9 protein-coding genes are annotated in these 12,361 nt (G+C 37.9%); all 9 read right to left on the reverse strand.

Going from position 1 to position 12,361, the window contains the following annotated elements; translation table 11 throughout:
- Positions 1–10: 10 nt before the first annotated feature.
- The gene (locus PZB74_RS04200; protein ID WP_302241043.1) at positions 11–1,141 is read right to left on the reverse strand and encodes an XrtY-associated glycosyltransferase XYAG1; all 1,131 of its coding nucleotides are present in this window, start codon (positions 1,139–1,141) and stop codon (positions 11–13) included.
- Complete coding sequence (locus PZB74_RS04205; RefSeq protein WP_302241044.1) at positions 1,138–1,977, reverse strand: glycosyltransferase family 2 protein; 840 nt, start codon at positions 1,975–1,977, stop codon at positions 1,138–1,140. The genes PZB74_RS04200 and PZB74_RS04205 overlap by 4 nt, the downstream gene beginning before the upstream one ends.
- 329 nt (positions 1,978–2,306) lie before the next feature.
- On the reverse strand, positions 2,307–3,545 hold the full coding sequence (locus PZB74_RS04210) for a hypothetical protein (RefSeq protein WP_302241047.1): 1,239 nt from the start codon (positions 3,543–3,545) through the stop codon (positions 2,307–2,309).
- Positions 3,546–3,703: 158 nt separating this feature from the next.
- Positions 3,704–4,699, reverse strand: coding sequence for a hypothetical protein (locus PZB74_RS04215; RefSeq protein ID WP_302241048.1), 996 nt, complete (start codon positions 4,697–4,699; stop codon positions 3,704–3,706).
- 2 nt (positions 4,700–4,701) lie between these two features.
- On the reverse strand, positions 4,702–5,715 hold the full coding sequence (locus tag PZB74_RS04220) for a hypothetical protein (protein WP_302241050.1): 1,014 nt from the start codon (positions 5,713–5,715) through the stop codon (positions 4,702–4,704).
- A complete protein-coding gene (locus PZB74_RS04225) occupies positions 5,712–7,046 on the reverse strand; it encodes a lipopolysaccharide biosynthesis protein (RefSeq protein ID WP_302241051.1) in 1,335 nt (444 codons plus the stop codon). The genes PZB74_RS04220 and PZB74_RS04225 overlap by 4 nt, the downstream gene beginning before the upstream one ends.
- 257 nt (positions 7,047–7,303) lie before the next feature.
- Positions 7,304–9,661, reverse strand: coding sequence for a GumC family protein (locus PZB74_RS04230; RefSeq protein ID WP_302241052.1), 2,358 nt, complete (start codon positions 9,659–9,661; stop codon positions 7,304–7,306).
- A gap of 300 nt (positions 9,662–9,961) precedes the next feature.
- On the reverse strand, positions 9,962–11,257 hold the full coding sequence (locus tag PZB74_RS04235; RefSeq protein WP_302241053.1) for a WcaI family glycosyltransferase: 1,296 nt from the start codon (positions 11,255–11,257) through the stop codon (positions 9,962–9,964).
- Between the two features lie 35 nt (positions 11,258–11,292).
- Positions 11,293–12,123 carry a nucleoside-diphosphate sugar epimerase/dehydratase gene (locus PZB74_RS04240; RefSeq protein WP_302241054.1) on the reverse strand — a complete coding sequence of 277 codons (831 nt, stop codon included), beginning with the start codon at positions 12,121–12,123 and terminating at the stop codon, positions 11,293–11,295.
- Between the last annotated feature and the right edge of the window lie 238 nt (positions 12,124–12,361).

The following is a 12,361-nucleotide window of genomic DNA, read 5'->3' on the forward strand; positions in this document are numbered from 1 at the left end:
TTAGGTACTTTTAAGCCATTAAGGATCTATAGTTATTCTCATACTCTTTAATCAGGACTTCCTGAGAGAAATTTTTATGTATAGTGTCCTTAGCGTGTATATTTATGTATGCCCTTTTTTCTTTATCCCAGTAAGCTTCTTCAATCGCAGCTTTAATAGCTGATACCTTTAATGCACTTACCCACCCTAAATTATTCTCCTGTACAAAAGAGGCTAAACCAACTTGTTCAGAAATAAGCACTGGCGTTCCCACATGCAGCGCCTCTATTACTACATTTGCAAAATTTTCATTATAAGAAGTCAACACAAAGAGGTCTGCCTGCATGAGCACATCAAATTTTTCCTCATAGTTTTTCCAGCCAATCCAATCTACCTTTTCTTCTATCCCTAAAATAGCAGTCTTGGCCTGAAGTTCTGATATATAGGTTTGTTCTCCAGAGCCCGCAATTTCTAACTTTAAGGGTAACTTACACTGTGCTACTGCCTCCAGTAAAAGCTCTATCCCTTTTTTTGGATGTATACGCGACAAAAAAACCAGCGTAAAAGTCTCATTATCTGGTTTTATGATAATACTTTCGGGCAAGTTAAGTATGTTGGGCAGTAGAAAGCCCTTCCAATTGGGAATCAGACCCTCACACTCATTCTTTTCAGAAACAGCTGTAGCATGAAAAACTGCTTTAGCTAAAGCCTTTCTTCCGAATGACTTATGTAGAATTTTCTTTGGAATACTATGGGTAGTATTGATAATGTAGGCACTTAACATCCCTCTGGGAGATATAATTACCTTAACTCCACTTTGGTGGCATATCCATGCTGCCACCATTACTAAGATGTTCCACCAGGAGTGAATATGCACTATATCATACTTCTTAACATTATTATTCAAAGATTTCCATAGTGCTGGTGAAATATGAGTATGATCTTTAGTAATCCTCCTAAAATAAGTTACACTCACACCATCTACATTTACAGTAGATCCTGGTTTAACCTCTAATTCTTTATTTCCATTGGCTGTGGTAGTAAACACATCCACTACATTACCCGAACTTACCAATCCCTCACATAATCGAGCTACCGATTCAATAGGTCCTCCATAGATATAGGCAGGTTTATAAGAGGGAACTATTGTGAGAATTTTCATGGGATAATTGATTGATATTTGTTTTTGAATAATATTTTGTTCAGTGAATCTGGAATAATATTTAAAAAATGTTGAAACAAATAATAGGCAATGGCATTCAGTACAGATTTATGTTTTTTTCTGAAATAAAAATTGATATTAGGATTACTACCTAAGGGAGAGTATAACTTTTTAAGCCTCTGGGATAAGGTGGAATTATTCAACCTTTCTCTACATATGAGATTTTTTTCACCTTGAGCTATAGCAACCCTTGTTGATAATACTTTTATCCCATTACTTAAAGCTCTAAGTCCATAGTCTACATCTCCTAAATCATGGTGAAACACATTATCAAATAACCCAATTCTATCAAATACAAATTGAGGAACAAGGACAGCATTTCCGTTTAAACTCCGAATTGGATTCAGCTCATTATTTGCACTAATAATTTCTCTGTTTTCACTAAATCCTCCATATAAAACTTCTCCTGACTCAGACTCTATTATACCTGAAATAATAGCTCTATCATTTTGAATTTTTGAACATTCTAGTAATTCTCTAAATGCATTTGGATAAAGAAAAACATCATCATTTAACCATATATAAAAAGTATAATTATGCTTTGACGCAACTTCCCAAGCCAATCGCATTCCTCTACTCCAAAACAAATTACCACTCCCAGATATAATATTCACCTTAGGAAATCGTTTCTTTATAGCATCAGAAGTACCATCTGTAGAACCATCATCAACTAAAAAAACATCAAAATTCAAATCAAACTGATACAATGCATTTAAACATGTCAGGGTTTTATCTTTACGATTAAAACAAGTCAAAAGTATAGCGATTTTGTCCATGTTTTCGGAAAAATCTATTTGATTTAAACAAAGTAATTTTTTGCCCTTATAAGCCTGAAGTTCGTTTTTTTATTAATCAAGTTGCACTTAGTTAAGTATATAACTAGCCTGTAAACGAGCAAAGGTCTCTCTGTTTACTAAACAAAATTTGGTATATACCAAGTAAGAGCTGTACTTAGCTCAGCAATTTTTTATTTTAATACTTCAGCAATTTACCTTTCTTTTGTTTGTAACTTGATCACAGAATACTTATACACTCTTTTTATATAAGCACTTATCCTATCTTTGTAAAGATCACTTGTTCGCGGCATTGTCGCTAATTGAGTTCATTATTTAAATATAAACTTGATTTTTTGATATAATTCTATATTAGACATTGATTTTAAGTTAATATTAAATGCAAGGCCTATCACTATGAACAAAAACAAAATGTTAGGATTAAACACTATTCTATCCTCGATAAAAGAAAACAATCCTTTGAATGCTAGCCAGCATCCTAACATTATACAAAACCAATTTTTTGACTGGTAAATGAGTTTATAAGATCCTAAAACAAAAAGACTATAATAAATAATAACTCCTATTAATCCTGAATACTGATAAAAATTGAGCATTCCAGATTCAGTTCCAGGTCTTCCCCCTTTATATTTTTCATCAAAGTTACGATTTTCTAACTCCGTTAAAAAAGTTTCTGTTCTACCGTACGCACCTAACCCATACAAACTAGCGTCATTTTTATCTAATGAAGCCAATACATCAGTATATATACCTGTTCGAGAATCAACCGCAATTTTTTTCTGTTCGGAACTTAAGTTGAGGTAACTACTAATTTTAAAAACATTGAAAGAAGTTGTTAATGCTAATACTAAAAATAGAGGAGGAGAAAAAATAAATATAAATCTAAGACTTGCTATCCACCATTTGGCTAATGATAGCCTGGGAAAATAAAAAGAAAACATAATAAGATAGGACACTAAAATATTAATGAGATTGGATCGTACTTCTAGATCACTAAAAAAAGATAAAATAGAAATAACAATTATTAGTATTTTATACTTTTTTTGGACAAAGGGTATCAATAAAATAAATACATAAATAGGTGCAGAATAATGAGCAAAGTCGTAGATATTCAAATGACGATTAATCGGAATTAACAATACTAACGCTAGAAGTAACCCGTATTTCCAATAAAATTTGAAAAAAAACACCCAATATTCTCTTTTAGACGACATGATTATTATAAATGGAAAAAGCACCATATCTAACATGCCTGAATACATTAATATTTTTAAATCATCTGATGTTTTTGCTATCCAAAAACCTCTAGCAATTGTTATCAAATTGAGTAAATAAAAAATATTTATTGCCCTGTGATTTTGTTTAAAAAAAGACAAGAAAAAATCCTTTCTTTCAGATAAAAATATAAAGGCGACTAAAAACAGTAATACTAACTGAATCAAACTAATTCCTACAATCCTATCTGGAAAAAAAAACAGAAATATGGCTGGTGTCACGGAAAACACAACTATTAAAAGTATGAATTCCGTAAACTTAATCGTTTTTAACATTTTACATCTTTATTATTTATATATGCTAGTAAAGCATCTATTTCACGTAATAAGTGGTTATTTTCCTCTAACCAAGAAGATGTCTTTATTCCACCAATTGTAATTCTATTTTTACAAACTATATGTTTTTCTTTGTGTAACTTCAGTTACTAATAAAATTACCAATAACAAGCCCCCTCTACATTAATTGCTTTTTGGGGTCGTTCACTTGAATCTGGGTATTCCCAATTTTTATTAAATAATGTTTTATAATTAACTGCTATATTTTCTCCTGGACGATAATGTAAGACTTCATCATACTGTTCTTCCCACCTTTTCCCTTTTATACCAAATAATAATTGAAGACCTCCACCAATATGAACTGCTTTCTTGCCTATTCTTTTCACATGGGCAGCTAAAGGCAATCCGTAAGCTCCACACCCTAAAAGGCAAATATCAAAATCAATCTTTTCTATTAGGTTTTCCATATACTTCAGGGCGTCAAACCAATTTTCAAAAGGAACTTTACTATCAGCAATTGATTGCACTGCACGTAAAGTTATTAACTCAAAATCTGGTAAGACGTTCTTATCTTGAAACAACTTTTCTCTTTTCCTATACTGACTTTGAATTGAGCGGTCAAAAGGATGTACTACCAAAACCTTTTTCTTTTTTAGCACCCTTGTCCAAGGTTGGTTTACAAAAAAAGGGTATAACATCTCTAGCTGTACTTTTAAAACATCATCCCTAAGAGGCATATACTTTTCGTAATATTGATGACACCCTAGTAAGTCAATTTCAGGAATGTCATGTAAATAACGTTCTGAAAATTTTTCTGCAGTTTCTTGAGATGGTGGAAAAATACCTGAATACATACTCATATATTTGAAATGAGATGTACTCCACCAAGGTGTGTGCGTTTTATCAGTTATGTATCTCACATATTTTTTGAAGAATGGGTCTTTAGAACTAACTGTTAAATAATTGTTTATTGCGTTTATTTCGGTAGTTCCAAATCTTGATATCATACATGGTTTATCGGATATCAATAAATCATAAATTTTGTTATTGGATGATTGACGATCCAAATCGCATATAGGATTTAAAAATTGTTTCCTGATAACAAGTCTGTATCCTTTTTTTAAACCTCTAATTAGTATATCCTTAAATTTCATAACTAACTTAATATATAACCATATTCTTTTAGTTTCTTACTATCCAATGACAATTCATCAGCCAGTTTTTTGTTAGAGTCACAAAACCTACTTTGAAGATATAACATCTCTTCTGCAGTTAAGGCCCTTACTTCAACCTTCTTATTAATCTGTTTATTTAATAGTGATACCGGTATCAATTTTTTAAATAATCTACCTACTGTTACAATAGTATCCTCAGGGAGAATTTTTTTCAAAGTTAACTTTACATTATTCTTAATTACTTTTTCCAGAGTTGGATTGTCTACATATAGACTTTCCTTACCTTTCTTAGATATGTTTTGTGAGGCATTAACCATAGTGTTATATACAAATTCTATGGACACATTAAAAACTTGGCCCAACAACCCATAGCTAGTTCTTTTATCTTTTTTTAGATCCTCAAACAATAATACATATACATTTTCAGCACCAAATGAATCCTTGTAAGCCTTATACATTTCTGCATAATTAAAGATAAGATTTTCCAGAGACCTTTCATTCCCAAAGTTTTCGGTTATCCAGTTTCCATAGTCCTTAAATTTGGGTTGCTCACCAATGATAGAAAAATATTGTTGTGTATAAAAAGATGGGATCATAGTTAATTGACATCTCAATGTCATTAAAATTTTAACCTCATCAAAAATATCTTTAAAAACCTCCTTCAGTCTTTGAACATTGTCAACGGCTTTTCCACTACTATATGCCCAGGAAAAATTTTCGCAAAAAAAAGAGATATTCTCATTAGAGACGACACTAATATCAGAATCTATTTTCTTTAATTCATTTAATTCTTTTTCTACATCCATAGTATACTCACCACTCATAACATAATTCAGAACATTTCTGCAATAAAAAGGACCTAAATAGTCCGACTCTTTATTTAAATGATTAAGGTATTCTATTTTACCTGCACTATGCAATGCAGCTAAAAGATTTAGCTGGATAGATGTGGTGGCAGTTTTTGGATAGCCTATATGAACTACTAACGCCTTCATTTTTTTCTATTTAAAAAAAACATTGTGCTAACACCAACTCGTTTTTTCACAAAATAAACACCAAAAATATTTAACAAAGCCATAGTTGTTGCTGTGGCTAGAGCAGCGCCAATTATGCCTAAAAAATTAATTAACAAAATATTAAGTAATGTATTAGCAATGGCAGAAATTAGAGTCATCACTCCCCAGGCTTTTTCTTGCCCACATAAAGTAATGATTAGTCCTACACATCCTGTGATAACATTAATAAATTGACCTACTCCTAAGATAAGTAATGGAATATATCCATCATCAAACTCACTCCCCCAAATTCGTAACATAAATTTACCGGCTAATACCAATACTAAAAAGCTACCTGCTCCGGCAATAAATAGGCCTATATTAACTTTACTAATCATCTTCTGCATAGCGGGTATTTGGTCATTGGCATACATAGATGCTATACGGGGAGCCAAAACAGCATTGGTAATCTGCAAAATAAAGGAGGACACAAATGCTAGTTTGTAGGCAATAGAATATATTCCTACATCTTTGGGAGTTAAGTATCCTCCTATCATTATTGTATCTATACTATTTGCTATATTGTGAGTAGCTTGAACAAACAAAAGAGGTAGCCCTGCTTTTAACAAACTACCCCCTACATATTTTTTTGATAGTGACCCCTTCGTACTATACTCTTCATTACCAAACCTCCAATAGATATAAATTACTATAAAAACTATTATCCTAGATATTAAATAGCAAGCTGCTATTGTTACGATGTTTATTGTGGCTTTTGAGGTATAGAGGATACCTATTAAGACTAAAACAATTAGCAAGTTTAAACTTTCGTCAACCAAACTACTTTGCCATACTTTGCCAACACCATTAAGAACAGAAGAAAAAATCCTCGAAAAAATCTGAAATACAATTGCAGAAGAAATAATATTAAATGGAGAAATTAAACTATCATCGAAAAAATAACCTAATACATTATCACCAAAAAAATAGCGTAAAACATAAAAGCCTATAACTAAAGGAAATGTTGTTACTATACATGAATAAATTACACTATGAATTCTATTTAGGTTACTCCTGCTTTTTGCTATGGCTGTTTCTTTTACAATTACTGTTTGAAAGCCTAACAATACTATCATGATTATAATATTAATAATCTGATTGGATAGATTTATTAAACCCAATCCTTCAGCACTTATAAGCTTGCTTATAAATATAGTTAACAGTAAATTAACAAACATCCCGCCTCCTCTAACAGCTGACGTCAGAGTAGATGATTTGAAAAAAGAGCTATTTTTTACTTTAGGTAAAATTAATTTGAGGCTTGAAAGCAATTATATAATGTTAAACTATACTTATTAATTGTTACTTTTTTCAATCTTTAGTTGGACTAAGCTAGGTTAAGCATGAAAATGTATTAGGTCAAATAGATAAGTTCCCTTTGTCTATTTCGACCTGATATATTATTATTTTCTTTTCTAGACATAAAGTTCTTACCTGTTCCAATAATCTCAGTCTTTCCTATTCATCCATATTTTTCCAGTATTCCGGAGGAGCAAAAAAACTTATCTAGCATCACTTCAGTGTTATATTACCTTGCTAAAACACTTTTATTGTAATTTTTGTAATTTCCATTGTGTCCGTACCCATAGCCGTACCCATAGCCATAAGTACTACCATTTCTCTTTTTGGCATCATTCAATACCAACATCGGATGGTTGAGTTTCTTTTGCTGGTAGATATCCTCCGCAATTACTAATTGCTCTTTGAAGGTATAATTATAGCGTACGATATAAAGGGTAGAGTCTATATAGGGGGCCAGGTTAAAAGCATCGGCTACCTGCCCTACCGGAGGGCTGTCCAAAATAATATGGTCATACTGCTTTTTGAGGGTATCTATAAGACGCTGTACCTTTACGCCCATCATCAGTTCTGCCGGATTTGGGGGTATAGGGCCGGAGCCCAGGGCATACAAACCAGGTACTTCGGGTACTGCCTGTACCAGGCTATCTACACTCAAATCTTCACTCACCAGATAATTGCTAATGCCCAGATTGTTTTTCAGCCTTAAGTCTTGCATCAGGCGGGGTTTGCGCAGGTCAAAACTGAGGATGATCACCTTTTTGCCAGAGAGCGCCAGGCTGGCCCCCAGGTTAATACTAAAAAAGGTCTTTCCCTCTCCCGAGCGGCTGGAGGTAATCAGTATCACCTTATTTTCTTTACCCAGGGTAGCAAAGTGCAGATTGGCCCGTATCAGGCGAAACATCTCGGTAATGGGGGCATGCTTGTCTTCCGCTACCACCAAGGCATCTTTTACCTCACTATGCATCACCTCACCCAGTATAGGGGTAGCCGTAATTTTTTCTACATCTCTCTGCTCACTTACCTTATCATTCAGCATTTCTTTGACATAAACTATACTAAAAGGAAATCCTATACCTAACATCAAGGCAATTAACAACACAATTTTCTTCTTAGGATTGACTGGAATCTCATCTGCCTGAGGAGGGTCAATGGTGCGAGAATTAGCGATAGTAGAAGCCTGGGAGAGGGCAGCTTCTTCCCGCTTTTGTAGCAAAAAGAGGTAAAGCTCCTGCTTGATGCTCTGCTGGCGGTTAATTTCCAGTAGCTCCCGCTCCATCAGGGGCACCTGACGTATGCGGGACTCAAAGCGGCCCGAATTGGCTTGTAAATTTTTGAGGGTAATCTCCAGCCCCCGGCGTATGTTCTTAAGGTTCTCTTCTATATTAATTCGCAGATTGGCCAGTTGCTCATCTATAGACTGTACCATAGGGTGGTTAGGCTGGGTATTGCGTAAGATTTTGACTCTTTCCAGGAGCAGCTCATTAAATTTGGTAATCAGCCCCAGCAGGGTGGCATCTTCTATACTCAGGCTACTGGGCACCAGTTCAAATTCATTCTCTTCATTAACAATATAGCTTTCTATAGAGCTAAGTACGTCTATTTGTATACTCAGTTCGGCAATCTGCTTATTGTATTCACTGGCCTGCTCCAGGTAAAGCTCCGCTTCTGAGCTTACGTTGGTCAGCTCATTTCTGCGCTTGTAAAGCTCTACATCCTTTTCTACATCCGATAGCTCAGTGGTGAGGTAGCTGAGCCTCTCATCTATAAAGGAAATGGTATTGGCCGCCATCTGGTTCTTATCCTCTACCGCTTCCCTATTATAGACTTCTATTAAGCGGCCCAGTATATCTTCCGCTTTAGAAGGTACTGCATCTACCATACTTAACTGTAGCACACTGGCATCTTTATTTACCGGGTTCACCGATAGTTTCTCCACATAGTCCCTTGCCAGTATGCGTAAGTCATGAAACTGTATGATGATTTCCTTCTCTTCCAGCATATTGGGCTGGCCTACCAGGGTAAAGGTAGCATAGGGGCGCTCTACCTGCTGCCCTAGCTTATAAGGGAAGACATTGATATTGCCGGCTTCATCCTCTTCCTCCAGTTCAAAATTATTTCCTCTGGTCCGTATAACAATGCTTTTCTCATAAGCGGAAGAGTCCAGTTGGCTGATAATTGCTTTTACCGGAGCATTTTTCCCATACACTTCTACATCCCGTATACGGCCTTTCACAAAATAAGAGGTTTGCAGGCCCAGTTCGCCCAGCACCCTTTGCATCAGGCTTTTGGAGCGCAGTATTTCTATCTCATTTTCCAGGTTTTTGGAGGTCTGAAAAATATCCAGTTCGGCAAACAGCTCCTCGCTAGAGAAACTGGGTCCTTTTTCATCATCTTTAATAAGTATGGTGCCACTGATATTGTATTCGGGGGTAGTGTAGCGGAGATACAGAAAGGCCGCGCCTACACTAAAGATGAGGCCAATAGCAAACCAATGCCAGTAGCGCAGGTATTTACGAATGAGGGCTTTAAGGTCTATAGGTTCGGCTTCTTCCATCTGCCAAAGGGCGCTGTCTTGCTCCTTCATATGTGTGCAATTTTTAGTCTATACTGGACGTCCAGGGCTGGCAATGCGGCAAATTATCTGGGCTACAGCCGCTTGCCAGTTTAGCTTATGTCAATTAATCTGTACTCAAAGGTTTAGAGGGAGGCAAGTCTCAGGTTAGCTACTTTACCTGCCCCGGGCTAATTTCTGTTTTTTACTTCTGCAAATCCTGCTTCCGGCATTATTAAATTGTTAAATCAGGATTACTTTTATAAGAGGTATCATAACAAATATACGACTTTTTCTGTATGCCTTGCAATAAACTCCTAAATTCTCAGCCTGCTAAAAACGAGAGCCTAATCGGGTATTATAGCTGTTTGCCGGCTCCCCTACTACAATCTGCCCGCTTAGCTCATAGAGGTAAGCCTCAAAGCGAGGCAGCAGACTTTCTATGCTCATATGCTGCTGGGCATAGCTACGGGCATGGTAAGCATAGCTATGTGCGGGCTCCTGCTCAAAATACTGCCGCAAAGCATAGAGCAGACCCGGCTCATTTTCCGCGTCGGCACAAACACCAAGCTTCTCTTTCTCTATCAGGCGGCGCAGGCCGGAACCCTCTTCGGCCGCTACCAGCGGCACACCTCCACAGGCCAGTATGCCGCTCAGCTTGGAGGGCATCACCAGGTCGGTGGCCCCCTTCTTCTGTAAAATCACGTGCAGATCGGCCATATTGAGCAGGTCGGGCAGCTCTTCTTTAGGCACCAGGGGGGCAAAGCGCACATGGCTGAGCCTGAGCTCCTCTTTTTGTGCCAGCAGCTCTCTTTTTGCTGCACCCTCTCCTACGATAAAGAAGTGCAGGTCCAGCCCCCTTTCTTCTGCCATAGCCGCGGTATTGAGCAGGGTATCCAGCCCCTGCTTACGACCAATATTACCGCTATAGAGCACTACCTTATCCCAGCTATTGTAGCCGTATTTTTCTTTTAAGCTGTCTTTTTCTTCCTTTTCATAAGGGTAGAGCGTAGCGGTATCTACCCAGTTTGGGAAGAGCCTGAGCTTTTCTTTGGCTACGCCCTTAGCCAGCACTTTGGCTTTCATGCCTTCGCTAATGGTAGTGACCAGATCGGCACGGCGCATAAAGTAACGCTCAAAATTCTCCAGAAAGCGCAGTAAACCTTCGCGGCGGATGATGCCCAACTGGCGCGCAGCATCTACCTGCAAGTCCTGTATATGAAACACATAAGGCGTACCCCTGAGCCACTTCGCAAGCAGAGGAAATATACCAATAGGCAAAGGTGGGTAGATACAAAGCACCAGGTCAAAATTGCGCGGCAGCTTCTTTATCCACGATATGGCCGAGCTGGCCAGAAAAGAGAACTCATGCACCAGGCGGGTATAGCCATTGACATTTTTGGGCACATAAAATGGCCCTCTATGGACCTTTACCCCATTAATAGTTTCGCTATGCCAGCCTTTATGACGATAGCCGGCATGCACCCGCCATTCGGGATAATAAGGCAGGGCAGAGATAACCTCTATCTGATGCCCCTGCTGTACCAGCCATTCGCACATCTCGGTAGTATACTTTCCAATGCCTGTCAGTTCCGGGTAGTAGTTGATGCCATATACAAGAATTTTCATAAGTAAGGTCTAGGGTTTAGCGTTGGAGTAAATTGCTAATGAGTAATGGTTGTTAGTCTTCCTTTGGGTGTCGTAGGCGTACGCCAGCGGCTCAACCACTGCCGTCGTAATGAGGGCTTATACCAGAGCACCGAAAGGTCTTCTTCCAGTGCCAGATGCTGCACTCGCTTTTGGGGCAGCCGCCCCGGATGCAGATAATACAGATAGATAAACTGACGATTGGCAAAGTCGTACATCTTCTGTAGATAGTCGGCACTGCCACCGCAGATATAAATTTCGTTCACCTGATTGTTGAGGCAGAATTGTTGTACTGCCTCCAGTCTGCCATTGACTACCGGGCTGTTGTAGGTATCATCAAAATAACCCAGAAAATGATGACTATGGGCGCTATGGCAGAGGTACTCTTTGAGCATACGGCTCTCCGGAGTATAGCCTAATATGACAAAGCGTTTGCAGCTTTTCTCTTTGGCCGAAAGGCGGCTGTAGGCCAGCAGCAGGCATAGCCTGGCTCCCAGTCCGGCTGCCAGCAGCAGTATACAGAAGAAAAGTATACCGGACTCCTCTCTGCTTAGCAGACCGAGGCCCAACAGGAAGTGCAGCACCAGCCCCTCTCCGGCCATAGCGGCAAGGGTACGCAGCGCCAGCCGTTTTTTGGAGATAATCTTATCGGGACGGTACAGTCCCAGGCAGTAGGAAAAACACAACCAGCAGAGGAACAGCATATAGCTGGCTGCCGGAGGGGTATACATCCAGGGAGGCAGCCCTTCATATGCCTGTAGACTACACCAGAGGGCAAAGAAGAGCAGATCGGGAAGTGCCAATATCAGGGTGCACATCCGGGAATAAGTAGGCTTTACACTGAGCATAATTAGATGCTTCTCTTTTTGTACATAACTATCCTGTCCAGACAGTCGACATATTGTCCTTACGAGCAGGCATAGCTTACCCGCTTAACAATTGACAGATTGTCATTTTCATTGAGCATAGTTTTCCTGTTAAGGAAGTCGCTCCTTTTTTTTAAAATCCCAAACTAATCAGTTGTCTGCTTTGTCAGGTAGTTTATAGGTTTAGCTAGTGAATTAGGTTACTGATATAGGCTTATTA

This window comes from Porifericola rhodea (genome assembly GCF_030506305.1).
GTDB lineage: Bacteria > Bacteroidota > Bacteroidia > Cytophagales > Cyclobacteriaceae > Catalinimonas > Catalinimonas rhodea.

Excerpts from the sequence above, each read along its gene's own strand:
- PZB74_RS04200 (WP_302241043.1), bottom strand. The coding sequence starts at position 1,141 with ATGAAAATTCTCACAATAGTTCCCTCTTATAAACCTGCCTATATCTAT.
- PZB74_RS04230 (WP_302241052.1), bottom strand. The coding sequence starts at position 9,661 with ATGAAGGAGCAAGACAGCGCCCTTTGGCAGATGGAAGAAGCCGAACCT.
- PZB74_RS04220 (WP_302241050.1), bottom strand. The coding sequence starts at position 5,715 with ATGAAGGCGTTAGTAGTTCATATAGGCTATCCAAAAACTGCCACCACA.
- PZB74_RS04240 (WP_302241054.1), bottom strand. The coding sequence starts at position 12,123 with ATGCTCAGTGTAAAGCCTACTTATTCCCGGATGTGCACCCTGATATTG.
- PZB74_RS04205 (WP_302241044.1), bottom strand. The coding sequence starts at position 1,977 with ATGGACAAAATCGCTATACTTTTGACTTGTTTTAATCGTAAAGATAAA.
- PZB74_RS04235 (WP_302241053.1), bottom strand. The coding sequence starts at position 11,257 with ATGAAAATTCTTGTATATGGCATCAACTACTACCCGGAACTGACAGGC.
- PZB74_RS04215 (WP_302241048.1), bottom strand. The coding sequence starts at position 4,699 with ATGAAATTTAAGGATATACTAATTAGAGGTTTAAAAAAAGGATACAGA.
- PZB74_RS04210 (WP_302241047.1), bottom strand. The coding sequence starts at position 3,545 with ATGTTAAAAACGATTAAGTTTACGGAATTCATACTTTTAATAGTTGTG.